The sequence below is a fragment of the Noviluteimonas caseinilytica genome (assembly GCF_018406605.1).
Classification (GTDB): Bacteria; Pseudomonadota; Gammaproteobacteria; order Xanthomonadales; family Xanthomonadaceae; genus Noviluteimonas; species Noviluteimonas caseinilytica.
On the sequence record NZ_AP024545.1, the window covers coordinates 2,837,544 to 2,859,413 of the forward strand.

Sequence of the window (21,870 nt, forward strand, 5' to 3'; positions counted from 1 at the left end):
AACAGAAAGCCGCGCATCGCTGCGCGGCTTTTTGCGTTTGACGTTCCTGGTCCCTCGTCCCTGGTCCCCGGTCCCGGCCTTTACGCAGCTTCGCGCAACGGCACCGGAATGGCCGCATGTGCTGCCTTCAACGCATCCTCGCGATGCTGCGGCGAATACGCCACGCCTTCGGCACGCACGAAGGTGATGTCGGTGACGCCCAGGAATCCGAACACCTGACGCAGGTAGGCTTCCTGGAAATCCGCCGGGCTCGTGTCGCCGTACATGCCGCCGCGACCGCTGGCGATCACCAGCGTCTTGCCACCGGCCAGGCCTTCGGGCCCGTTCTCGGTGTAGCGGAACGTCTTGCCGGCCACCGCCACGCGGTCGATCCAGGCCTTCAGCGTCGACGGGATACCGAAGTTGTACATGGGCGCCCCGATCACGATGACGTCGCTGGCGAGGAACTGGTCCATCGTCGCGTCGCCGTCGGCCTTGGCGGCCACGTCGGCGCCGGTGAGGACCTCGCCGGTGAGGTGGGGGAGGGGATTGTTGTCGAGATCGCGATAATCGACCGTCAGACCCGGGACAGCATCCTGCCAACGCGCGACAATCGCCGCGCTCAGCTCGCGGGTGACGGAGTTCGCGCCCAGGGCGCTGGAGTCGAGATGGAGGAGCTTCATGGCGGTGCCTCGATGCAAGGCAGCGGGGTTGCTGCGTTGGGACGTAAGGTAGGCCGTTGCATCCATGGAATAAAGGCGGCCTAGCATCACGTATTGTTGCAATTGTAGGATGATGGCTGTCCAAGCTCAGCCATACGGACCGCCTTTCACGGTTAAAGGGAGCGCCATGCAGGACCTCAACGATCTCTATTACTTCTCCGCCGTCGTCGACAACGGCGGTTTCGCCGCGGCCGAACGCGCGCTCGGCATCCCGAAGTCGCGCCTCTCGCGCCGCATCAGCGCGCTGGAGAACGAACTCGGCGTGCGCCTGCTGCAGCGTTCGACGCGCCGCTTCGCCGTCACCGACGTCGGCAACGCCGTGCACCGGCATGCGCAATCGATGCTGGAAGAAGCGAAGGCCGCGCGCGAAGTCGTGGATCGCCTGAGCTCCGAACCGCGCGGCGTGATCCGCCTGAGCCTGCCCGTGAGCATCGCGCAGCAAATGGTGCCGCAGCTGATGCCCGAGTTCCTGGCCAAGTACCCGCAGGTGCGCGTGCAACTGCACGTGAGCAACCGCCGCGTGGACGTGATCAACGAAGGCTTCGACCTCGCCATCCGCGTGCGCAACAAACTCGACGACGACGGCAGCCTGGTGCTGCGCACCTTCGGCCAGATCCAGGAACTGCTGGTCGCCAGCCCCGCGTACCTCGATCGCGCCGGCCGCCCGACCGCCCCCGAAGAACTGAAAGACCACGTCACGCTCAGCATGAACGAAGACGAGGCGCGTCAGCGCTGGGAACTGCAGGACGCCAGCGGCGAATCGCGCCGCATCGAGTTGAAGCCGCGCCTCTCCGGCTTCGACTTCCCGATGCTCATGGCCCTCGCACGCCAGGGCATGGGCATCACCATGCTGCCGGAAACCCTGTGCGCCGAAGCCATCCGCGCCGGCGAACTCGAAGTCGTCCTCCCCGCATGGCGCCTCCCGCAAGGCATCGCCCACCTCGTCTTCGCCTCGCGCCGCGGCCTGCTCCCCGCCGTGCGCGCCATGATCGACTACCTCGCCGAACGCATGCCCGCGTTGATCGAAGAATCCAGCCTCCACTGCCGCAACTGCGCCCCCGCAGACAAGGCCAACGGCAACGGAAAAGAACGCCGCAAACCCGCGCCCCCCATCGTCGCCCCCGCACGCTAACGACGCGCTGCTCTTGCTTGCCGCGAAAGCAATGATTGGGTTGCGCGTGCGTCACACGCACGCCAGCGACCTCGAATCAAGGTCGGCCCCTTGATCGAAAAGGCTCGAATGGTGATGCCCCAGCCCGTGGTGGGGTGAGAATTTTCGCCGCCACGTCGGCGAGAAATTCTTACCACGCCGCGGGTTCGGGCGACGCGGACTTCACCTCTAGCGGGCTTTTGCAGTGATGCTGAGCGAAGAGCCGGATCCCCGCCTTCGCGGGAATGACGAGCGTCAACCCGACGCAGCCACCTCGTAATGCACGACCTTCGTCTCGTACTCGAGCAAGAACGCCGCATCCTCCTCGTAATACTTCGCCCGCTCCACATCCTCCCCCGCAAACGCCGCGATCGCCTCCATCGACGCCCAATGCGTCAACGTAATGAAGTGCGTCACATCCCCATCCTCGCGCCGCAACAACTGCACCCCAACGTTGCCCGGCACGCTGCGATAGTCGGCAATCGCCCGCGCCTCCAGGAACGCCAGGTACGCATCCGCCTGCGAAGCAAGCACACGCCCATGCCACATGCGAACGATCATGACGGAAGACTCGTAGGGGAATCGCGCGAAACTTAGCGCGCCGGCTGCACGATCGCTACCTGCATCGAATCCGGCGTCTGCTTCGCCGTCACCTGCAGCGTCCGCGTCTGTCCGCCCGCGCTCGCCACCAGTTCCGTGCGCCCCGGCTTGCGGACCTCGATCGTCACCACCCCATCGGCCTCGCGCGTCAGCGCCACCATCTCCGGATCGCGCGACGCCCAGTTGCCGCTGAGGTCCAGCGGATCACTGCCTTCATCGTCGATCGCCTGCATCTTCGCCTGCACGACGAACTTGGTCCCTTCCTGCGCGAACGCATAACGCTCGGGTGTCACCCAGCGATCGCCCATGAACAGCCCGCTGGTGACGCTCGGGTCCAGGCGATAGGCCACGACCATGCGCGACTTCGGCACGCCGGCGATCACGCCTGGCGTCGTGCGTTGCGCTTCAGTCTGGACGTCGGCGTCGCTGCCCGCGGCAGCCGTCCCCGCCATCACCGCCCGCGCACTCGCCGTCGCTGCATGCGCGCGCTCGCGCTGCACCGTCGTCAATCCGAGCGCTGCAATCACCGCGATGCCGACCAGCAGCGCCGTCGTGCGGGTGTTCACTGGTCGAAGTGATCGTTGTTGTCGCCCGCGGTGACGACGTTGGCGACGTTGAGGAACGCCGGCAATCGCGTCGCATGGCCCGCCGCACCCACCGCGGTGAGCCGACGGAAGCAGATCGCAGTGCCGCACGCGCTGACGGCCGTGGTCTGCGAGAGCATGTTCTGCCGGCCGACCGTGTTGTCCGGCGCGCGCCCGTCGACCGGGATGATCAGCTCGGGGCGATCGAACGGCGCCTGTTCGCGCGCGACGCGTTCGTCGGTGAGCGTGAGCAGGAACGCCGTCACCGCGATGCGATCCGCGGACGTCATGACGAGCTGGTTGTCGTGGTCCAGGTCCACCACGTTGAAGTCCTTGTGCGCGGCGTTGGTGACGGGGAAGTCGCCGCCGTGCGCATAGAAGTTCACGACCTGGCGCAGCGTGAGCTTGCCGCCGTTGTGGAAGTAGGGCCCGGTGAGTTCGACGTTGCGCAGGCCCGGTACCTTCGCACCGCCCGTGCGCGCGACGCGGTTGATCTGCGGCGCGGTGCCCATCAGCGGCCCATCGCCGTTGTTGAATTGCTGGTTGAGGCGGGCGCTAGGATTGAACGGACCGAGCACATCGAGATAGCCGTCCTGGATCGGCACGCTGGTGCGCGTGTTCAAGCCGCCGGCGATTTCGCCGACCTGTGGGTGCGTGGTGCCCACGTTGACGTTGCTCGCCCACGGCGCCAGCGTCGGCGGCAGGCGCGGCGTGATCGGCACGGCGCGGAAGCCCGGGTTGATGCGCGGATCCTGGGCGGTGCGCGGGAACAGGTTGCCGGTGGTGCAATTGGGTGCGCACGACGGATCGCCATCGGGATCGAACGCGGCCAGCGTGCCGCCCGGGATCATCGCGGTGCCGCCGACGTTCTTCAGCATCAGGCTCGCCAGCGCGAGCGGCCAGCCCCATCCGTCGTTGCCGCCGCGGATCGAATCCTCCGCGATCGGACGCACGCCGATGTTGTACATGCCCGCGTCGAAGAACGACGCGCCTTCCGGCCGCGAGTTGCCCTGCGCATCCGCGCGCGCCGCATCGAACAGGTCGCGCCGGATCGCGCCCACCGAGTTGTCGTTGACCAGCGCTTCGAGCGCGAAGCCCGACGCCAGGCGCGGCTTGCCGATCGGCTTGACCGGGAGCTTGGTGCCCGGCGTGCTGAACTCGCGGTTGAAGTCCTCTTGCGTCAGGCGCCCGACGAGATCCACCGCATTGGCGGACATCAGCCCACCGGCGTGGCAACTGCCGCAACGTGCGGCACGGAAGTTCGGATTGCGACCCGTGAGGTTGGTGCCATAGAACAGATCCATGCCGAACAGCCGATCCGGTTGCCCGGCGACGATCGCGCGCGTGAAGCCCTGCGTTTCGGTGAGGCAGGGCTGGCGATTGACCGGCGTGGTCGCCGTGCACAACGGCAGCGTGCCGTTGAAGCCGCGCATCGCTTGCGGATTGCGGTCGAGGAAGCGGTCGAACGGCGTGTCGTCGGAGATCAGGATCTCCACGTACGCCTGCATGCCCAGGCCCGCGAACAACGACAGGTTCGCTTCCATCTGGTTGAAGCTGGAGCGGCTCGTCGTCGGCGGGCCCGCGCCGATGTTCAGCACGAATCCATCGAACGGATCGCAGCCGGCGGGCGTCACCACGCCGTTGGTCGCGCTGGTGCACACCGCGGCGACGCCGTCGAGATGGTTGGTGGTGTTCTGCCACAGCGTCGGGAAGAACGCTTGCTGGATCATTTCCTTGTACGTCAGGCACAGGCCCGGACGATTGGCCGCCGTGGGCCGCCCGAGCGCGATGCAACGCGAGCCGCCCTGGTTGGAGAACGGGCCGAGCACGCTGTCGGTCGTCGCGACCAGTTGCCCGGCGAGCGGCGTGACGTTCGGATTGGTCGCGGTGCCGGTGCCCTGCAGCAGCTTCTTGCCGATCTTGGGCCAGCTGCGGCCCTGGAACGACATTTCGAAATTCGACAGCGCGGGCCCGACGATCTGCGAGGCGATGCTCGAGAAGCGGATCAACTGCCGCGTGCGCACCAGCGTGCCGCCGTTGTTGACGTACACGTGGCCCTGCGGATCGGACGCACCGAACACGCTGCCGCCGTTGAAATCGTGGCGGCCGCGGCCGTCCCAGAAATTGTCGTAGTAGAACGCCGCGTTGATCATCGTCGGTGTGTTGCGCGGTTCGACGCGGCGCTTGCCCGCGTACAGCGCGATCGGATCGGTGATCACCGTGCCGAGGTCGGGCAGGAGCGGTCGCACGCCGTTGTCGGCGGTGCCGAACGCGGCCGTACCGGGCGTACGGATGTTGTCGAAGCGGCGCAGGCGCACGCCCATCGAGGCGAGCACGTCGTTGGTGTCGCGCGTGACGTTGGTGGGATTGAGCAGCGGTTCGCCGGGGATGCCTTCGTTGGCGAGGCGATGCGTGGGGAAGTCGCTCGCGGCGATGTCGCGGTTGACGTCCTGGTCGGTTGCGTTCTCCGGCGTGGTGAGGTGGCGGTTGCGGAACAGTTCGAGGTCGGTGTCGCCGCCGAGCACGTTCGGGTTGAGCTGGTTGCGGATGCGTGTGTCGGCGCCGGCGGAGAAATGGCACGAGCCGCACGACTGCACGCCATCGCTGCCCAGCTGCATGTCCCAGAACAGCGCCTTGCCCAGCGCCGTGGCCATGTCGCGGTCCTGGATGTAGTCATTCGGGTTCGACGGGCGCAGCGCCTGCGCGCGGCCGGCGAGGGCGGCGTCGGAATTCACCAGGTAGTTCTGGCCGATGCTCGGCTTGCGTAGCGCCAGCACGATGCCGCGCGGCTGCGCGTTGGCGAGCGGCGTCGGATCGAACAGGCGCCCGGTGTTGCCGACGCATTGCGGTCGCGTTTCCACCCAGCCGCTCAAGGTGTCGTTGCCGCACACCGCTGCGCCGGAGTAGTTGGCGGGCTCGCCCGGATCGCTGCCGTCGGACACGAGCGGGCTGTTGTAGTCGATCGCGGGTGCATCGCCCGGGCGGATGCGCGTGCTGCCGGCGGAGATCGCACCGCGCCCTGCGAAATTCGCGACGCCCGCGAACGCGGGATTGAGCAGGCGGAACTGTTCGCCGGTGAGCGCGTTGTAGTTCAACGGCTGCACGGTGAAGCGCGGCAGCAGCGCGTCGTTGCACGGCGGCAGGCCGGTCGACGGATCGTAGGTGCAGCCCGGTGGCAGGTACGCGCGCCGGCGCACGATCGTGGTGCAGCGCGCCGCGAATCCCTGTGCGTTGCCGAGCGCGGCCTGGCCCGACGCATCGTTGGGGCACGTCGTCGTCGCGTAAGGGTTGTCGAGCATGCGTTCGAGTTCGCTCCACGTCGGCACTTCCTTCAACGACTGGAAGGGCACTTCGGGACGGAAGCGGAAATCGGCGGGAACGGTCGTCGACTCGGCGGGCGTGGTGATGACTTCGCCTGCGGCGGCAATCACCCCGCCGGCGGCCAGGCCACCTGCGAACAACAGCATGAGACGTGCGTTCATTGCCGAGCCACCCTGTAGCTTCGCTGCCGACGAAGCTTTCTCTCCTCGATCATTGCAACGTGCGCGTGAGTGTCGCGCGGACAAAAAACGCACGAATTCCCGTGTGTTTTTCGATCGCGCATTCAATAACGTGCAGTGCGCGTGCACGTGCCGGGAATGCTGCGCGCATCCGCGAAAAATGCACGTGATCGGCGCGTGACGACGGCCGTTCGCGCCCGCTGCTAGCGTTTCGATTCGACGCCACCCAAGGAGTCCGCCATGACCGTTTCGCGCACCGTCTCTGCCGTATCGCTCACCGTGGGGCTGCTGCTGGCGGGTGCCGGCGTGGCGCAGGTGGCGCATCCGGCCGCCAGCCACGACGCCAAGAGCCGCTTCGCCGCCTTCGACACCAATCGCGATGGCAAGGTGAGCGAAGACGAGTACGGCAACGAGAAGACGTTCGATGCCATCGACACCAACCACGACAACAGCATCTCCGCCGCCGAAGTGCAGGCGATCCTCGGCCCGCAGCAGGATGGCCAGCCGTCCGCCGCCGACCGCATCCGCAACGCCGATCGCAACGGCGACGGCGTGCTGAGCGACGAAGAACTGCGCCGCGGCGGCGAGACCCGCTTCCAGTGGCTGGACACCAACAAGGACGGCAACCTGGACGAAGCCGAGTTCCGCGCGGGCTTCGGCGTGCCGTTGATCCACTGAGGCTGCGCGTCCCTCCGGATTTGTCGCTGGGCAGGGGAGCCCGTAAAGTGCGCGCGATCCGGAGGGATGGCCGAGTGGTTTAAGGCACCGGTCTTGAAAACCGGCGTTGTCGAGAGACAACCGTGGGTTCGAATCCCACTCCCTCCGCCATCTCCCACACGTTTCGGTCCGCCTCGTTGGGCCAATGCCCAATTGAACCCCCGCCTCCCGCGGACCTAGTGTCCCCCCGTGCATTCCCGCGCGCCGGTGGACCGATGCCGTGCCGAACGCTGAAACCTACGATGACCAGGTCATCCGGCTGTTCCTGCTCGCCGCGGCACTGTGGGGCGTCGTGGGCATGTCGCTCGGGGTGTACGTCGCTTCGGAGCTCGTCTGGCCGGCGCTGAATTTCGACACGCCGTGGCTGTCGTTCGGGCGGCTGCGCCCCGACCACACCTTCGCCATCATCTTCGCCTTCGGCGGTTCGGCGCTGATGGGCACGTGCTTCTACGTCGTGCAGCGCACCGGGCACGTGCGCCTCGCGCTCGGTCGGCTGGCGACGTTCGTGTTCTGGGGTTGGCAAACCGCGATGGTGCTGGCGCTGGTGACCATCCCGCTCGGGTACACGCAGAGCAAGGAATATGCCGAACCCGAATGGACCATCGACCTGCTCATCGCCGTGGTGTGGGTGAGCTTCGCGGTGGTGTTCTTCGCGACGCTGGCGAAGCGGCGCATCCGCCACATCTACGTGGCCAACTGGTACTACGGCGCGTTCATCATCGCCGTGGCGTTGCTGCACATCGTCAACAACCTGGTGATCCCGGTGTCGATCGGCAAGTCGTATCCGATCTATTCGGGCGGCGTCGACGCGATGGTGCAGTGGTGGTACGGCCACAACGCCGTGGCGTTCTTCCTGACCGCCGGGTTCCTGGCGATGATGTATTACTTCGTGCCGCGCCAGGCCCAGCAGCCGCTGTGGAGCTACCGCTTCTCGATCATCAATTTCTGGGCGCTGATCTCGGTGTACATGTGGGCCGGTTCCCACCACCTGCTGTACACCTCGCTGCCGGACTGGGTGCAGTCGGTCGGCATGGCGTTCTCGCTGCTGCTGCTGATGCCCAGCCTGGGCTCGGCCGCCAACGGCCTGATGACGTTCAACGGGTCGTGGCACCAGGTGCGCGTGGACCCCGCGGCCAAGTTCATGGTGCTGGCGCTGGTCTGCTACGCGGGCACGACGTTCGAAGGCTCGATGATGGCCATCAAGTCGGTCAACTCGCTCACGCACGACACGGACTGGACGGTGGCGCACGTGCATTTCGGCGCGATCGGGTGGGTGGCGATGATCGCGATCGGCTCGCTGTACGCGATGGCGCCGAAGGCCCTGGGCCGGCCCCAGATGCATTCGGTCCGCGCGATGAACGTGCACTTCTGGCTGCACACCGTCGGGCTGCTCATCTACATCGTGTCGATGTGGTCCTCCGGGCTCACCGCGGGCCTGATGTGGCGCGAAACCAACGCCGACGGCCAGCTCGTCCACAGCTTCCTCGACAGCCTCGTCGCGATCCGCCCGTTCTACATCGCGCGGTTGTTCGGCGGCGTGCTGGTGCTCAGCGGCATGGTGATCATGGTGTGGAACCTGTGGTGCACCGCCGCGCAGGCGCGCAAACGCACCATCAAGGCCGTGCTGGTGCCGATCCCGCAGGACATCCACGAGCCCACGCCGTTGCAGGTGCCCCCACCGTTGCCGGCGAAGGGGTGACCGACCATGGGCCTGAAATACCGCCACATCGAAACGGTCGAGAAGCACGCGGGCCTGCTGGGCGTGCTGATCGCGATCATGGTGTCGTTCGGCGGCCTGGCGGAAATCACGCCGCTCTTCATCAAGGCCAATTCGATCAAGCCGTCACCGGGCGTCAAGCCCTACGATGCATTGCGCCTGGTCGGGCGCGACATCTACGTGCGCGAAGGCTGCTACACCTGCCATTCGCAGATGATCCGGACGTTGCGCTTCGAGACGCAACGCTACGGCGAGTATTCGACGCTCGGCGACTCGGTGTACGACCGCCCGTTCCAGTGGGGCTCCAAGCGCACTGGGCCGGACCTCGCACGCATCGGCGGCAAGTATTCGGATGCGTGGCATCGCGTGCACCTGGAAGCGCCGCGCAGCGTCGTGCCGCAATCGAACATGCCGGACTACCCGTGGCTCTCGCACACGTACATCAACGGCGAGGAGGTGCAGGCCAGGATGCGCGTACTGCGCACGCTCGGGGATCCCTACACCGACGCGCAGATCGCGGGTGCGCCGGACATGGTCCTGCACAAGACCGAACTGGACGCCGTCGTGGCGTACCTGCAGGGCCTGGGCGTGCATCCGGCGTCCGGCAGCGGCATCGCGGCGAAAGCGCCATGAATCCGATCTGGGGCAATTTGATCGGCGCCGGCATCGTGCTGATGACGGTGGTGTTCGTGGCCATCTGGTACTGGGCGTGGCGCCCGCGCCACAAGCGCAAATTCGACGCGATGGCGCGGCTGCCGATGCACGACACGGACGAGGACGACCGATGAGCGGATTCTGGTCGGGTTGGGTGGTCGTGCTGGCCGTGGTGACGATCGGCGTGAGCCTGTTCCTGTTCGCGTGGGGGCTGCGCGTGCACATCCCCGTGCAGGACGACGGCACCACCGGGCACAACTGGGATGGCATCCGCGAAGGCCTGCACAAGCTGCCGTGGTGGTGGGTGGCGGTGTCGATCGGGGCCTTCGCGTGGGCGATCGGCTACCTCGTGCTGTATCCCGGGCTCGGCAACTTCGCGGGCGTGCTGGGGTGGAGTTCGCCCGAACAACACCAGCGGGACACCGCGGCCAATACGGCGAAGCGCGCCTCGCAGAACAACCCGTGGCGCGCGATGACCATCGCGCAGCTGGCGAAGGATCGCAACGCGATCGACGTCGGCGGGCGCCTGTTCCAGGACAACTGCGCGGCCTGCCATGGCAAGGGCGCGCGCGGGAATCCGCACGTGGGCGCACCCGATCTCACCGACGCCGTGTGGCAATTCGGCGGCAGCGAGGACGCGATCCTGGCAAGCATCCTCGATGGCCGCAGCGCGGTGATGCCGCCGTGGGGCCAGGCGCTGCAGAAGGACGGTGTCGAAGAAGTGGCGTCGTACCTGCAGAGCCTGAGCGGCAACGCGAGTCGCGACTGGCAGGTCAAGGCCGGGCACGAGCGTTACGACATGTTCTGCGTGTCGTGCCACGGGCCGGGCGGCGTGGGCCGCGCGACGATCGCGCCGAGCCTCGCGGACCAGACCTGGTTGTACGGCAACGATTGGTCGGACATCACGACGAGCATCCGTGACGGTCGCACCGGCGTCATGCCGGCCTGGCGCACGCGACTGGGCGTGGATCAATCGCGCCTCGTCGCGGCCTGGGTGGTGGCGCAAGCGGCGCACGGACGCCCGGCAGGAAAGTAGGCATGGCCGCCCCGGGCGAGCGCTGGTACCAGCAGCCCGTGCTCTGGCTCGCGTTGTCGATCCTGCTGGCCTCGGTCACCGGCTGCATCGGATTGATCGTGTTCGCCTCCCGGCTTCCCGCCGACCCGGGGCCTGTCGCCGAAGACACCGTGCTGCGCGTACCGGTCGCGCGGGAAACGCCGCCGCCGCCATGAACCTGCCAGAGCGACGCTGCTGGCATTGCGGCGAAGCGTTGCCACCGGGGATCGACCTCCAGGTGCGGATCGCGGGGCAGATGCGCGCGATGTGCTGCATGGGGTGCCGGGCCGCCGCGGAATGGATCGAACACCTCGGGCTGGAGAAGTACTACACGTTGCGCACGGCGCCCGGCATCGCGTTGTCCGATGCCGCCACCGACGCCGTCGACACGGCGTGGCTCGAAGGCGAGAACGCGCGCCATGTCGTGCGCGACCTCGGCGCCGGCCTGCGCGAAAGCCTGCTGCTTGTCGAAGGGATCCATTGCACGGCGTGCGTCTGGCTGATCGAGCGCGCGCTCGGCGCCATGCCGGGCATCGTGGCCATCCAGGTCAACGCCGCTTCGCGCCGCGCGCGCGTGGTGTGGCGCGAACCGGAGACGACGCTCGCGCGGATCGTGGCAGCGTTGCCCCGGATCGGATTCCGTGCGCGTCCGCTGGATGCGAAGGGGCTCGACGATGCGCGCCGCGACGAATCGCGCACCGCGCTCAAGCGCTTGCTGGTCGCGGCCTTCGGCGCGATGCAGGCGATGATGTATGCGCCGACGCTTTACCTCGGCGCCGCCGCCGATGCGCCCACGCGCGACCTGCTGCGCTGGTTCGGCTTCCTGGTCGCCACGCCCGTCGTGTTCTATTCGGCCAAGCCGTTCCTTGCGGGTGCCTTGCGTTCGCTCAGGGCAGGGCAGTTGGGCATGGACGTGCCGGTCGCGTTCGCAATCATCACCGTGTACGCGGCCAGCCTGCTCGAAGCGCTCCGCGGCAGCGGCGAGGTGTACTTCGATTCGATTTCGATGTTCGTGTTCTTCCTGCTGGCAGGCCGCTATCTCGAGATGCGTGCGCGGCACCGCGCCGGTGATCTCACCGATGCGTTGGCGCGCCTGGCGCCGCCGTTCGCCGAGCGGCAGGAGGCGGACGGGACATTGCGTCGCGTCGCGGTGCACACGCTGCGGATCGGCGACTGCGTGCACGTGGCGGAAGGCGGCATCGTGCCCGCCGACGGGACGCTGCTCGATGCGCAGTGCAGCGCCAACGAGGCCTTGCTCAGCGGCGAATCCGCGCCGGTGCGCAAGCAGCGCGGCGACGTGCTCATCGCCGGGTCCATCCTCGAACGCGGACCGGTGCGCATGCGCGTGGCGCGCGTGGGCGCCGACACGGCACTCGCCTGCGTCACCGCGTTGGTGGGCCGCGCGCAAGCGGAACGGCCACGACTGGCGCGTGTCGGCGAACGTGCGGCGGGGCGCTTCGTCGCCTGCGTGCTCGCGTTGACGACGGTGGTCGCCATCGCGTGGAGCGTCGTCGATCCTTCGCGTGCGTTGACGGCATCGGTCGCCGTGCTGGTGATTTCGTGTCCGTGCGCCTTCGCGCTGGCGGTGCCGGTGGCCATCACGCGCGCGGTCGCGGCGTTGGCGCAGCACGGCGTGCTGGTGGTGAAACCGGACGCGATCCAGGACCTGGCAGGGTGCACGCATGTGTTGTTCGACAAGACGGGCACGCTGACGGACACGACGTTGTCGCTCTCCGATGTCGTGCCGTTGAACGGCATCGCGCGCGATGACGCGCTGCGCATGGCCGCAGCGCTCGCGCGTCGCAGCCGTCATCCGATTGCGCGGGCCATCGCGGCGGCGCATGCCGATCAGGTCGACGATGCCCTCGGCGATGTGGTGTCGCACGCGGGCCTGGGCATCAGCGCCACGTTGGATGGCCGGACTGTGCGGCTCGGGCGCAGTGACTTCGCGCTCGGTGGGCTGCCCGTGCCCATGGCTTGCGACGATGCAGTGGTGCTCGCCGACGACGCGGGTGCGATCGCGGCCTTCCGGTTGTCGGAATCCGTGCGCGCCGATGCACGTGCCGCGATCGCGGCCTTGCAGCAGCAGGGCATGACGGTCTCGATCGCGAGCGGCGATGCCCCGGAGCGCGTCGCGGAGATCGCGCAGCGCCTCGGGGTGTCCGAATGGCGCGCGCGCCAATCGCCGGCCGACAAGGTGGCCTGGATGGCGGCGTTGCGTGCCACGGGTGCGCGTGTGGTGGCGGTCGGCGACGGCGTCAACGATGCGCCGGTGCTGGCAGGCGCGGACGTCGGCATCGCGCTCGCCGAAGGCGCCGAGCTGGCACAGGCCAGCAGCGACATCGTGCTCGCGCGCGGACGCCTGGATGTGATCGCACCGGCGCGCGACATGGCGCGACAGACCCTCGCGATCGTCCGCCAGAACCAGCGATGGGCGCTGTTCTACAACTTCGCCGCGATGCCGTTGGCGGCGCTCGGCTTCGTGCCGCCGTGGCTGGCGGCGTTCGGCATGGCGTTGAGTTCGTTCGGCGTGGTGCTGAACACGTGGCGCATCGATGCGATCAACCCGCCTGCCCATGACGCACGCGCGGCGTTGCGGAGGCGGTGGGCATGATCATCCTGCTGCTGATGATCCCGTTGTCGCTGTTGTTCGTGGGCGCGGCGGTGGCGGTGTTCTTCTGGGCCGTCGACCACGATCAGTTCGACGACATGGACACGCCGGCGCTGCTGCCGCTCGACGATCCGCCGGGAGAGGAGCGGCCGCCGTGACCGGCCTGCTGACGTTGAGCGCGGCGTTGCTGCTAGGGCTGGCTGCGAGCGGGCATTGCCTGGCGATGTGCGGCGGCATCACGGCGGCGCTGGGCATGGCGACGGCGAAGGACGCACGCGGTCGCACGCGCCCGGTGCTGCTCGTGGGGTACCAGGTGGGCCGCATCAGTTCCTACATGCTGGCCGGCGTGCTGGTCGCCAGCGCATTGGGAGCGCTGGTGGGCCTGCTCGACATCGAAGCCGTGCGCCGCACGCTCCGCGTGCTCACGGCGCTCGTGTTGTTGCTGACGGCGTTGGTCGCCTTCGGGGGCTTGCGCGAACCGGGCCGCGTGATCGGCGGGAATGTCTGGCGCCATCTCGCGCCCGTTGGCCGGAAACTGTTGCCGGTCAGCTCGCTCCCGCGCGCCATCGCCTTCGGCATGGTGTGGGGCTGGATGCCGTGCGGCCTCGTCTACACCGTCCTGCTGCTCGCCACGGTGCAGCAGGACGCCGCGAGTGGCGCCGCGACGATGCTGGTGTTCGGCCTCGGCACCGTGCCGGCGATGTTGATCGCCGCGTTCGGTGCGCATCGGCTCGCGCGGTTCGCCGCACTCCCGCACGCGCGTTACATCGCCGGTGCCATGCTCCTGCTGGCGGCGATCCTCACGTGCGCCGCGCCGTGGATGGAGCACGCGATGCCGTCGCTGTACGCCTGGCTCCCGATGTTGTGCAGCACGCGGATCTGACGCGCCATGCGCGAGATCCTGGACGGCAGCTGGAAATTCCCGGTGGCGGCGCCGATGGGGTGAGCCGCGCGCTCAGCGCGCACTCCCGCGGATGAACGTCTGCAGGTCGATCAACGGCTGCTGCGTCACCGTGGCTTCGCTCGGTCGATCCAGTTTCGCGATCACCAGCACCACCGCGGCGAACGCGATCGCCAGGATCGGCATGGCCTTGGAGCGTCGCGATCCCGCGATGCCGGTGAAGTAGCCGATGCTCACCATGCCGAGCACCATCAGCGCGAGCAGCAGGGCCCACACGCCGAACGGCACGCGCGCCTGCAGGCCGATCGCCATGCGCTGCGCGTCGACGTCGTACAGCGTGTTGAGGGCTTCGACGTACAACGCGCCGATGTCGGAGTTCATGTCGCGCGCGGCGTTGGCGCGGGCGAGTTCCCACAGGCGGCGCTGGATTCGTTGGGTTTCCGCGCGCGCATCGCGCAGGTGTGCCGGGTCCATGCTGGCGCCCTGCACGAACGACAGGCGCACATCGAGGTAGCGGGCGGTGAGGCGGCGCGCTTCGGTGCGTTCGGGCTCCGGCAGGAAATCGGCGCGCAGGTAGGCGCCGCGGATCGCGCTCGCGTCGTCGCGCACGAGTTCCTTGCGGGCATCGAAGCGCTGCGCAACGATCCCGAAGGTGAAGGCCAGCATGAAGGCGGTGAGCCCGAGGATCGCGCCCGACACGCCGGAGGCCGAGGATTCCTTCTCGTGGTCGGCGCGTTGCAATGACCACAGGCCCAGGCGCACGCCGGCTTCAGCCGAGGCCATCACGACCAGGATCGTGCCGAAGAAGAACCCCCAGATGGGGATCGAATCCATGCTCATGGCCGATGCTCGCAGCGCCGCACAGGCGCCGAATCTAGCACCGCGCCGGCGTCCGGGTTTTCACGGTTCCCCCGTGGAAAACGGCATGGCGACGCCGGCGACCCACACCACCACGCACCGCATCCGGTTCTCCGACCTGGACCCGTACAGGCACATGCGCACCGCGATGTATCCGGCGTACTACGTCGACCACCGCATGGAGGCGCTGCGCGAACAGGCAGGGTGGGACCTGCGCACGCTCGAAGGGCTGCCCTTCATGACGTTCGTGAAGCGCATCGAGGTCGATTTCATCCGTCCCGTCGTCGGCGACCAGGTCGTCACCATCGCGTCGTTCGTCCGCGCGTTCGTCGGCGCCGATGCGCTGATCGATTGCACGATGACGGATGCGCGCGGGGCGATCGCGTCGAAGTGCCGCATGGTGGTGGCCTACGTCGACAAGGCGACGCAGCGGTCGGCGGACTGGCCGGCCGACGTGCGGGCGTTGTTCGACGAACGCTAGTACTGCTGCAGGTGGATGATCGTGCAGCCCGCCGATTGCATCGCGGCGGAAAACACGACGCCGCCGCCGGGCATCGGGCATTGGTAGAGCACGAGGTAACCCGGCTCCCCGGGGCGCTTGCTTTGTTCTTCCAGGATCGTCTTGCCGACGTCCACGCCCTTGCGCCATGAATCCGGATCCAGCGGCGTGCCGAACGGCGCCGGCGGCGGGGGCAGGGTGGTGACTTTTGCTGGCGGGGTGACGTCGGTGTCGCGCGGCGGCGGCGTGGGCAGCACTTCCGGGTTCGCGAGGCACTGGCCGCGGGTTTCGAGCAGCGTGCGTTCGCAGGCCGCGAGCGTGGTGTAGCGGCAGTCCATCGTGGTGGGCGTGACCGAACAGAAGTTCGCCGCGAGCGCGCCACCGCTCGTGCAGGCCAACGCTACGCCGATCAGGAGGTGCCTTGCCATCGCGGGAAGCATGCGCCCGGTCGTGTATCGGTGGTGCGAGTGACCGCCCACGGCCACCGACGGCGTTGGCTTCAATGACAGGGCGGATCGATCGGAGATCCGGCAAGCAGGGGGAAGTGCCATGTGGCTGATGAACGTCTATCGCGGGCGAGGAGGGGACTACATCCTGGTCCCACATCCGAAGAAGTATTCCGGCAGCGACGCGGGGCTGTACCTGGGCGTCGTGGCAGGCACGAGCCTGGGTGCCGAGATCTGCACGAAGATCGCGTTGCAGCTGACCGAACATCCCTGTGCCCGGCTCACGCCGACACAGTTCTTCTACGGCCAGCCCCGGGACATGGTGGGCTGAAGCGTTGCGCGGTCGGCGACATCCCATGCACTAGACTCGCCGGGTGCCGCCTTCCGACGAACACGCGATCGACCCGACCTCCCGCCTCGCAGCCGACCTGCGCGGCGTGGGCCGCCTCGCGATCGACGGCGTCACCGGCGCGACCGACATCGTTGAAGCGATGCATGCGGCGATCGGGCACCTGCCCGCGATCCTCGGGCGCCCGGCGCCTGCCACCACGACGGGATTGACGGGATTCGTGTATCGCAGCGTGCGGGGCGTGACGCGCCTCGTCGGTGCGGGCGTGGATCGCTCGCTGGCCGCGCTCGCGCCGGTGCTCGGCGGCGGTGGCGTGTCGCCGCAACGCGAGGCGTTGGTGGCGGCGATCAACGGGGTGCTCGGCGATCACCTGGAGACCAGCGGCAATCCGCTGGCGATCCGGATGCAGTTCCGCGTCGCGGGCGCGCCGCTCGAACGCGACGCGCTGCCCGCGAACACCCGCGGCAAATTGCTCGTCACGCTGCACGGCCTGTGCATGAACGACCTGCAGTGGCGTTACGCCGGACACGATCATGGCGAAGCGCTTGCCCGTGAACACGATTACACCCGCGTCGACCTGCACTACAACACCGGGCGCCCCGTCGCGGCGAACGGGCTCGCGTTCGCGACGTTGCTGGATCAACTCGTGCATGCATGGCCCGTGCCGGTCGAAGAGATCGTGCTGCTCTGCCACAGCATGGGCGGCCTGGTCGCGCGCCGTGCGCTCGAGGCCGGGCTGCGCGAACAGCTTGCGTGGACGCAACGTCCGGTCCGCATCGTGTTCCTCGGCACGCCGCACCACGGCGCGCCGCTCGAACGCGCGGGTGCGTGGGCCGACCAGTTGATCGCGATCAGCCCGTACAGCGCGCCGTTCGTGAAACTCGGGAAGGTGCGCAGCGCAGGCATCACCGATTTGCGGCACGGCACGCCGGGCGATGCGCCGAAGGTGCCGAAGCATGTGCGCCTGTACGCGATCGCCGCGCGCACCGACGGGCTCGTCCCGGTGGCCAGCGCTTTCGGCGAACACGACGATCCGGCACGCAACCTGCGCATCCCGGCTTCGCGCCGCTGGCTGTCGACGGACACGCACCATCTCGGCCTGCTCGGCAGCGAGGCCGTTTACCAGCGCCTCGCGCGCTGGCTGCGACGCTGACGGCCATGACGCAGCCTTACACCTGGTTCTTCTGGGCCGCCCTGTCGGCCTGCTTCGCCGCGCTCACCGCGATCTTCGCGAAGATCGGCATCCAGGGCGTCGATTCGGATTTCGCCACGCTCATCCGCACGGTGGTGATTGTGTTCGTGCTCGCCGCGTTCGTCGGCGTGGCGGGCAAGTGGAGCGATCCGCGCTTGCTGCCGCCGCGCACGCTGCTGTTCCTCGCGCTGTCGGCGCTGGCGACCGGTGCGTCGTGGGTTTGCTATTTCCGCGCGCTGCAACTCGGGCACGCTTCGCAGGTCGCGCCCGTCGACAAGTTCAGCCTCGTGCTGGTCGCGGTGTTCGCGTACGCCTTCCTCGGCGAGCGACCGACGCTGCGCGAATGGACGGGCATCGCGCTGGTGGCGATGGGCGTGCTGGTGCTGGCGATACCCGCGCGCAAGGCGTGACCGGGCCGGGGCGCGAGGCACCGGCCGATCACGCGTGACGCATCAGCCCTGCGGGACCAGCGATCCGGTCTTCGCGTCGAACACGGGCGTGGAGGTGTTGGTGCCCTGCACGAGGCGGATCGCTTCCAGGCAGTCGTCCAGCGAGGGGTAGGGACCGCCCGTCGCGAGCAGGCCGTCGACGGCGAACAGGCGCCATCGCCATTCGGCCAGGTCGTGGTGCTGGTACACCTCGAAGCCCATCGACGCCTCCGCGCGCACGATGTCCATACCGGGTACAACGCGCCGCGTTGCACGGACGGCCATGTGACAACGTGTGGATCAGGCGATGCGGGCGCTGTCTTCGATGAGGGCACGCAAGTTGCTGGAGACCGCGACCTCCATGGTCACGAAGGCGTACTGGCGCGCATCGACCTGATTGTTGATGTCGGCGCAGACGTCTTCGGGGAGCTCGGTGCAATTGATGGTCCCGAGCAGCGCCGAGACCGGCCCGCAATCCATCTCCGCGGCGCGCGGGGCGAGCATGCAATCGGCCGAAAGGACGAAGCCATCCCGACAGGAGAAGACGTTGAGCCGCATGGGATCGGTCACGTTCGTGGAAGGTGCGTGACGAGACTACGCCTGTGCGCCGGTCCCTGCTTTCAGGTGGCTGAATTCACCGCATGGTCTTCCCGAGTTCGATGAGCACCTGGTCGGCCTGGTCGATGCGGATCAGACCCAGGCGCGGGAATTCCAGGTCCACGATCACGAACACGCTCAGCGCCAGCGTGGCGGCGAAGGTGGTGGTGTGGAGCCAGCTGCGCTCGCGGCCGATGGCGGTGCCGTACCCCACCAGCAGTGCGCCGAGCAGGCACAGGGCGCCGAGCAGCACGAAGATGACGACCGGCGGGTGGTTCTGCGTGGCCGTCGCGCGCGTGGTGGTGATGTCGATCATGTCGTTCAACGCGGGCAACAGCAGCAGGCACGCGCGGGATTCCACGCCGGTGCGGCTGCAGGCGGCAACCGATTGCGTCCAGATCGCCGACTGCAAGGCGACGCCGGCGTCCAGGCGCGCCCGCGCGTGGTCGATGTCGTCGACATCGCGGTACGTGGCCACGCGCGCATCCACGTAACGGCGGAACAGCGCGCGCAACGCGGGCTGCGCATCGGACGGCAGCAGGTCGAGGCGCAGGTACGCGGTGCCGATCGTGTTGGCTTCGTCGGAGACGAGGTGCCGGCGCGCTTCGAATCGCGAGGCTGCGCCGGAGAAGGTGAAGGCGATCATCAGCCCGAGCAGGCCGAACACCGCAGTGTCCACCGCGCCGGCCCCGGACTTCGCACCATCGGGATCGCGCGCCAGGCGCACGCGCGCGATGCGGCGCCCGATTTCCGAACACACCAGCATCCCCAGGAACAACAGCAGGACCGCGAGCGCGGTGGCTTCGGCCAGGTGGATCATCGGCGCACCGTCTCGTTCGCGGGAATCCCTTTTCGTGCAACGCAATCGGACAATGGATTGCGGCCATTCATCGCAGCGGCGCGCCTGCGAGCAGGAACTGGCGGAAGTCCGGCGGGGCCACCGCGCGGCTGTAGAAGAAGCCTTGCAGCGTGTCGCAGCCGGCATCGCGCAGGAACGCGGCCTGTTCGGCGGTCTCCACGCCTTCGGCCACCACCGCGAAGCGCAATTCGCGGCTCATGGTGATGATCGCGCGGCACAAGGTGGCGGCGTACGCATCCTCCATCGCGCCGGCGACGAACACGCGATCGATCTTGATCTCGTCGATCGGCAGGTGGCGCAGCAGGGCCAGGCTCGAATAGCCGGTGCCGAAGTCGTCGAGCGAAATGCGCACGCCCGAATCGCGCACGCGCCGCAGCATCGCGACGAGGTTCGGCGTGTCTTCCATGATCGCGCTCTCGGTGATCTCCAGCTTCAGTTGCTCGGCGGGGACGCCGGCGAGGCGCAAGGCCTTGCGGATGTCGTCTTCGAACGTGGGGCGTCGCAATTGCACGGCCGAAACGTTCACCGAAATCGGGCGCGCGCCACCGAATTCGCGCATCCATTGCGCCTGCAACGCGAGCACCGCATGCAGCACCCAGTCGCCCAGCGGCACGATGAAGCCGGTTTCCTCGGCGACGGAAATGAAATCGGCGGGCGACACCACGCCCATGTCCGGGCTCGTCCAGCGCAGCAACGCTTCGGCCCCGGTGATGTGGCCGGTGGCGGCCGCGACGAGCGGCTGCAGGTGGAAATGGAAGTGCCCGTGGTCGAGCGCATCGCGCATGCGCGCGGTGATCGCGACGCGGTGTGCGATCGCGCGCGCCTGTTCGGTCGAATAGGCCGCCACGCGATTGCGGCCCTGCTGCTTGGCGAGGTTGAGCGCGAGATCGCTTTCGCCCAGCAGGCGCAGCGCGTCGCTGTCCTGCGTGGCGAGCGTGAGGCCGGCGCTGCACGTCATGTAGATCGGTTCGCCGTCGAACTGGAAGGGTTCGCCGAGCGCCTGCGTGGCCAGCGTAGCGAGGCGATGCACCTCCTCGAGGTTGCAGCCGGGGCACACGAGCGCGAAATCGTCGCCGCCCACGCGGCCCACGACGCAATGGTGCGCCTCGGCGATGCCGGACAAGCGCGCCGCCGCCTGCGTGAGCACCGCATCGCCCGCGCCGTAGCCGAGCGTGTCGTTGACCTGGTGCAGGCGATCCAGGTTGAGCAGCGCGATGCCGCCCGTACCGTCGCCGCGCTCGGCGAGCATGCGGTCGATGCGGCCGCGCATGGCGGCGCGGTTGGGGAGGCCGGTGAGTTCGTCGATGGTGGCGAGGCGCTCGAGGCCCTGGCGTTGCGCGACGCGATCGGTGACATCCTGGAAATACACCGTGACGCCGTTGGCCGACGGAAACACGCGGCTTTCGAACCAGCGCCCGAGCGACGAATAGTGTTCCTCGATTTCCACCGCCCGCTGCGTGTCCATGGCTTTCCGGATCGCCATGCGCAGCGGGATCCCTTCGCGTGGCACCAGTTGCTCCACGGTGCGCCCGACCAGCGCGGCCGCCGGCACGCCGATGATGTCGGCCGCCTTCGCATTCGCGTACGTGACCGTGCCCGCCGGATCGATGGCGATGTACGCATCGGTGATGCGTTCGAAGACCTGGCGCAGTTCGGACTCGCGGTGCGCGCGCTCGGCTTCGAACTTGTCGCGGTACGTGAGCGAGTAGAAGACGTCGCGCAACGGATAGTCCATCAGCGTCGTCGGCGCGGCGGTGTGTTCGACGTAGCGCAGGTAGCCCACCGCCAGCAGCGAATACAACGTGCCCACGATCGCCTTGCCGGTGACGCTGGCCGCCAGCAGGTCCGCGTAGTCGGGGCGCTCGAAGAACGCGCCGGTGACGAAGGCGAAGGCGTCGAACACCAGGGCGCCGGTCAGCGCGATCCAGGTGCGCAGCACCGGCATGCGCGGCAGCAGGCGCCCGGCCGCGGTGTACAGCACGACCAGCAGCAACACATCCAGCACGAGCGCCACGGTGCCGACCGCGGTGACGCGCGCGCCCTGGCTGAAGAGTGCCCCGTCGACGGACAACAGGTTCAACGTGCCCGCGCTGTGCAAATGCCGGCTCACGACCCAGAGCAGGATAGTCATCGTCAGGTTGGCGAACAGCACGCCGTAGATCAGCTTGCGCGCTTCCAGCGCATCCTCGCGCACGTACACCAGGAACAACGCGAGCAGGCTGGCGCCGAAGGGCAGCGTGGACGGGCTGACTACCATGCCGTGCCAGAGCGCGACGTACACGGTGGACGCCAGCACTGCCTGGATCGGCTGGAACACGCCCAGCACGACGTACAGCGGCGTGAGCCCGAACCGCCATCGCAGGCGGAACAATCCGAGCACGATCAGCGCCAGTCCCAGCGCCTCCGCCAGGAACACCAGGATCGGACGCGGGTCCGCCATGAACGCCATGGAC

Annotated in this window: 24 protein-coding genes and 1 tRNA gene; 15 read left to right on the forward strand and 10 right to left on the reverse strand. The window is 68.1% G+C overall.

The window, feature by feature from the left end; genetic code table 11:
• Positions 1-80: 80 nt before the first annotated feature.
• Entirely contained in the window at positions 81-662 is a 582-nt protein-coding gene (locus LYSCAS_RS13890) for an FMN-dependent NADH-azoreductase (protein WP_213434647.1), read from the reverse strand.
• A gap of 166 nt (positions 663-828) precedes the next feature.
• On the opposite strand from LYSCAS_RS13890, the gene LYSCAS_RS13895 reads away from it, so the two are divergent.
• Positions 829-1,833: a LysR family transcriptional regulator gene (locus LYSCAS_RS13895; protein ID WP_213434648.1), complete on the forward strand. Its 1,005-nt coding sequence runs from the start codon at positions 829-831 to the stop codon at positions 1,831-1,833.
• Positions 1,834-2,106: 273 nt separating this feature from the next.
• Here LYSCAS_RS13895 and LYSCAS_RS13900 read toward each other — a convergent pair whose 3' ends face one another.
• From LYSCAS_RS13900 to LYSCAS_RS13910, 3 genes are read right to left on the reverse strand one after another with little or no spacing between them, the layout of a single operon-like run.
• Entirely contained in the window at positions 2,107-2,412 is a 306-nt protein-coding gene (locus LYSCAS_RS13900) for an antibiotic biosynthesis monooxygenase family protein (protein ID WP_213434649.1), read from the reverse strand.
• 32 nt (positions 2,413-2,444) lie between these two features.
• Entirely contained in the window at positions 2,445-3,017 is a 573-nt protein-coding gene (locus LYSCAS_RS13905) for a hypothetical protein (protein WP_213434650.1), read from the reverse strand.
• Entirely contained in the window at positions 3,014-6,517 is a 3,504-nt protein-coding gene (locus LYSCAS_RS13910; RefSeq protein ID WP_213434651.1) for a cytochrome c peroxidase, read from the reverse strand. The genes LYSCAS_RS13905 and LYSCAS_RS13910 overlap by 4 nt, the downstream gene beginning before the upstream one ends.
• Before the next feature lie 258 nt (positions 6,518-6,775).
• Here LYSCAS_RS13910 and LYSCAS_RS13915 point away from each other — a divergent pair, with 258 nt between their 5' ends.
• The 10 genes from LYSCAS_RS13915 to LYSCAS_RS13960 all read left to right on the forward strand — a co-directional run bounded on the left by LYSCAS_RS13915 (position 6,776) and on the right by LYSCAS_RS13960 (position 14,171).
• A complete protein-coding gene (locus LYSCAS_RS13915; RefSeq protein WP_213434652.1) occupies positions 6,776-7,213 on the forward strand; it encodes an EF-hand domain-containing protein in 438 nt (145 codons plus the stop codon).
• A 60-nt stretch (positions 7,214-7,273) separates the two neighbouring features.
• A tRNA-Ser gene (locus tag LYSCAS_RS13920) sits at positions 7,274-7,363 on the forward strand.
• A 109-nt stretch (positions 7,364-7,472) separates the two neighbouring features.
• On the forward strand, positions 7,473-8,951 hold the full coding sequence (gene ccoN, locus LYSCAS_RS13925; RefSeq protein WP_213434653.1) for a cytochrome-c oxidase, cbb3-type subunit I: 1,479 nt from the start codon (positions 7,473-7,475) through the stop codon (positions 8,949-8,951).
• Between the two features lie 12 nt (positions 8,952-8,963).
• On the forward strand, positions 8,964-9,602 hold the full coding sequence (gene ccoO / locus LYSCAS_RS13930; RefSeq protein ID WP_213437838.1) for a cytochrome-c oxidase, cbb3-type subunit II: 639 nt from the start codon (positions 8,964-8,966) through the stop codon (positions 9,600-9,602).
• The gene (locus tag LYSCAS_RS13935) at positions 9,599-9,757 is read left to right on the forward strand and encodes a cbb3-type cytochrome oxidase subunit 3 (RefSeq protein ID WP_213434654.1); all 159 of its coding nucleotides are present in this window, start codon (positions 9,599-9,601) and stop codon (positions 9,755-9,757) included. The genes ccoO and LYSCAS_RS13935 overlap by 4 nt, the downstream gene beginning before the upstream one ends.
• Positions 9,754-10,659 carry a cytochrome-c oxidase, cbb3-type subunit III gene (gene ccoP / locus LYSCAS_RS13940; protein ID WP_213434655.1) on the forward strand — a complete coding sequence of 302 codons (906 nt, stop codon included), beginning with the start codon at positions 9,754-9,756 and terminating at the stop codon, positions 10,657-10,659. The genes LYSCAS_RS13935 and ccoP overlap by 4 nt, the downstream gene beginning before the upstream one ends.
• A gap of 2 nt (positions 10,660-10,661) precedes the next feature.
• Positions 10,662-10,853: a hypothetical protein gene (locus LYSCAS_RS13945; protein WP_213434656.1), complete on the forward strand. Its 192-nt coding sequence runs from the start codon at positions 10,662-10,664 to the stop codon at positions 10,851-10,853.
• Complete coding sequence (locus LYSCAS_RS13950) at positions 10,850-13,291, forward strand: heavy metal translocating P-type ATPase (protein WP_213434657.1); 2,442 nt, start codon at positions 10,850-10,852, stop codon at positions 13,289-13,291. The genes LYSCAS_RS13945 and LYSCAS_RS13950 overlap by 4 nt, the downstream gene beginning before the upstream one ends.
• Positions 13,288-13,446: a cbb3-type cytochrome oxidase assembly protein CcoS gene (gene ccoS, locus LYSCAS_RS13955; RefSeq protein WP_213434658.1), complete on the forward strand. Its 159-nt coding sequence runs from the start codon at positions 13,288-13,290 to the stop codon at positions 13,444-13,446. The genes LYSCAS_RS13950 and ccoS overlap by 4 nt, the downstream gene beginning before the upstream one ends.
• The gene (locus LYSCAS_RS13960; protein WP_213434659.1) at positions 13,443-14,171 is read left to right on the forward strand and encodes a sulfite exporter TauE/SafE family protein; all 729 of its coding nucleotides are present in this window, start codon (positions 13,443-13,445) and stop codon (positions 14,169-14,171) included. Before ccoS ends, LYSCAS_RS13960 begins: the two co-directional genes overlap by 4 nt.
• A gap of 72 nt (positions 14,172-14,243) precedes the next feature.
• On the opposite strand, the gene LYSCAS_RS13965 is transcribed toward LYSCAS_RS13960, so the two are convergent.
• The gene (locus tag LYSCAS_RS13965) at positions 14,244-15,029 is read right to left on the reverse strand and encodes a bestrophin-like domain (RefSeq protein WP_213434660.1); all 786 of its coding nucleotides are present in this window, start codon (positions 15,027-15,029) and stop codon (positions 14,244-14,246) included.
• Positions 15,030-15,114: 85 nt separating this feature from the next.
• On the opposite strand from LYSCAS_RS13965, the gene LYSCAS_RS13970 reads away from it, so the two are divergent.
• Positions 15,115-15,528 carry an acyl-CoA thioesterase gene (locus LYSCAS_RS13970; RefSeq protein ID WP_213434661.1) on the forward strand — a complete coding sequence of 138 codons (414 nt, stop codon included), beginning with the start codon at positions 15,115-15,117 and terminating at the stop codon, positions 15,526-15,528.
• Here the strand turns inward: LYSCAS_RS13970 and LYSCAS_RS13975 are convergent.
• Positions 15,525-15,974 carry a hypothetical protein gene (locus tag LYSCAS_RS13975; RefSeq protein ID WP_213434662.1) on the reverse strand — a complete coding sequence of 150 codons (450 nt, stop codon included), beginning with the start codon at positions 15,972-15,974 and terminating at the stop codon, positions 15,525-15,527. The genes LYSCAS_RS13970 and LYSCAS_RS13975 overlap by 4 nt on opposite strands.
• A gap of 121 nt (positions 15,975-16,095) precedes the next feature.
• Between LYSCAS_RS13975 and LYSCAS_RS13980 the strand changes: the two genes are divergently transcribed.
• Genes LYSCAS_RS13980 through LYSCAS_RS13990 form a run of 3 tightly spaced genes read left to right on the forward strand, consistent with a single transcriptional unit; the run spans position 16,096 to position 17,943 of the window.
• Positions 16,096-16,323, forward strand: coding sequence for a hypothetical protein (locus LYSCAS_RS13980; RefSeq protein WP_213434663.1), 228 nt, complete (start codon positions 16,096-16,098; stop codon positions 16,321-16,323).
• Positions 16,324-16,366: 43 nt separating this feature from the next.
• The gene (locus tag LYSCAS_RS13985; protein WP_213434664.1) at positions 16,367-17,494 is read left to right on the forward strand and encodes a PGAP1-like alpha/beta domain-containing protein; all 1,128 of its coding nucleotides are present in this window, start codon (positions 16,367-16,369) and stop codon (positions 17,492-17,494) included.
• 5 nt (positions 17,495-17,499) lie between these two features.
• Complete coding sequence (locus tag LYSCAS_RS13990) at positions 17,500-17,943, forward strand: EamA family transporter (protein WP_213434665.1); 444 nt, start codon at positions 17,500-17,502, stop codon at positions 17,941-17,943.
• A gap of 42 nt (positions 17,944-17,985) precedes the next feature.
• Here LYSCAS_RS13990 and LYSCAS_RS13995 read toward each other — a convergent pair whose 3' ends face one another.
• The 4 genes from LYSCAS_RS13995 to LYSCAS_RS14010 all read right to left on the reverse strand — a co-directional run bounded on the left by LYSCAS_RS13995 (position 17,986) and on the right by LYSCAS_RS14010 (position 21,866).
• Positions 17,986-18,246, reverse strand: coding sequence for a YegP family protein (locus LYSCAS_RS13995; RefSeq protein ID WP_213434666.1), 261 nt, complete (start codon positions 18,244-18,246; stop codon positions 17,986-17,988).
• Between the two features lie 15 nt (positions 18,247-18,261).
• The gene (locus tag LYSCAS_RS14000) at positions 18,262-18,519 is read right to left on the reverse strand and encodes a hypothetical protein (RefSeq protein ID WP_213434667.1); all 258 of its coding nucleotides are present in this window, start codon (positions 18,517-18,519) and stop codon (positions 18,262-18,264) included.
• Positions 18,520-18,595: 76 nt separating this feature from the next.
• Entirely contained in the window at positions 18,596-19,378 is a 783-nt protein-coding gene (locus LYSCAS_RS14005) for a bestrophin-like domain (protein WP_213434668.1), read from the reverse strand.
• A 67-nt stretch (positions 19,379-19,445) separates the two neighbouring features.
• Entirely contained in the window at positions 19,446-21,866 is a 2,421-nt protein-coding gene (locus LYSCAS_RS14010) for a putative bifunctional diguanylate cyclase/phosphodiesterase (protein WP_213434669.1), read from the reverse strand.
• Positions 21,867-21,870: the final 4 nt, after the last annotated feature.

Coding starts and splice junctions, on each gene's coding strand:
- LYSCAS_RS13950 (WP_213434657.1), top strand. CDS start 10,850: ATGAACCTGCCAGAGCGACGCTGCTGGCATTGCGGCGAAGCGTTGCCA.
- LYSCAS_RS13915 (WP_213434652.1), top strand. CDS start 6,776: ATGACCGTTTCGCGCACCGTCTCTGCCGTATCGCTCACCGTGGGGCTG.
- LYSCAS_RS13975 (WP_213434662.1), bottom strand. CDS start 15,974: ATGGCAAGGCACCTCCTGATCGGCGTAGCGTTGGCCTGCACGAGCGGT.
- LYSCAS_RS13980 (WP_213434663.1), top strand. CDS start 16,096: ATGTGGCTGATGAACGTCTATCGCGGGCGAGGAGGGGACTACATCCTG.
- LYSCAS_RS13965 (WP_213434660.1), bottom strand. CDS start 15,029: ATGAGCATGGATTCGATCCCCATCTGGGGGTTCTTCTTCGGCACGATC.
- LYSCAS_RS14005 (WP_213434668.1), bottom strand. CDS start 19,378: ATGATCCACCTGGCCGAAGCCACCGCGCTCGCGGTCCTGCTGTTGTTC.
- LYSCAS_RS13990 (WP_213434665.1), top strand. CDS start 17,500: ATGACGCAGCCTTACACCTGGTTCTTCTGGGCCGCCCTGTCGGCCTGC.
- ccoP (WP_213434655.1), top strand. CDS start 9,754: ATGAGCGGATTCTGGTCGGGTTGGGTGGTCGTGCTGGCCGTGGTGACG.
- LYSCAS_RS13900 (WP_213434649.1), bottom strand. CDS start 2,412: ATGATCGTTCGCATGTGGCATGGGCGTGTGCTTGCTTCGCAGGCGGAT.
- LYSCAS_RS14010 (WP_213434669.1), bottom strand. CDS start 21,866: ATGGCGTTCATGGCGGACCCGCGTCCGATCCTGGTGTTCCTGGCGGAG.
- LYSCAS_RS13935 (WP_213434654.1), top strand. CDS start 9,599: ATGAATCCGATCTGGGGCAATTTGATCGGCGCCGGCATCGTGCTGATG.
- LYSCAS_RS13910 (WP_213434651.1), bottom strand. CDS start 6,517: ATGAACGCACGTCTCATGCTGTTGTTCGCAGGTGGCCTGGCCGCCGGC.
- LYSCAS_RS13970 (WP_213434661.1), top strand. CDS start 15,115: ATGGCGACGCCGGCGACCCACACCACCACGCACCGCATCCGGTTCTCC.
- LYSCAS_RS13945 (WP_213434656.1), top strand. CDS start 10,662: ATGGCCGCCCCGGGCGAGCGCTGGTACCAGCAGCCCGTGCTCTGGCTC.
- ccoS (WP_213434658.1), top strand. CDS start 13,288: ATGATCATCCTGCTGCTGATGATCCCGTTGTCGCTGTTGTTCGTGGGC.
- LYSCAS_RS13890 (WP_213434647.1), bottom strand. CDS start 662: ATGAAGCTCCTCCATCTCGACTCCAGCGCCCTGGGCGCGAACTCCGTC.
- LYSCAS_RS14000 (WP_213434667.1), bottom strand. CDS start 18,519: ATGCGGCTCAACGTCTTCTCCTGTCGGGATGGCTTCGTCCTTTCGGCC.
- LYSCAS_RS13995 (WP_213434666.1), bottom strand. CDS start 18,246: ATGGCCGTCCGTGCAACGCGGCGCGTTGTACCCGGTATGGACATCGTG.
- LYSCAS_RS13895 (WP_213434648.1), top strand. CDS start 829: ATGCAGGACCTCAACGATCTCTATTACTTCTCCGCCGTCGTCGACAAC.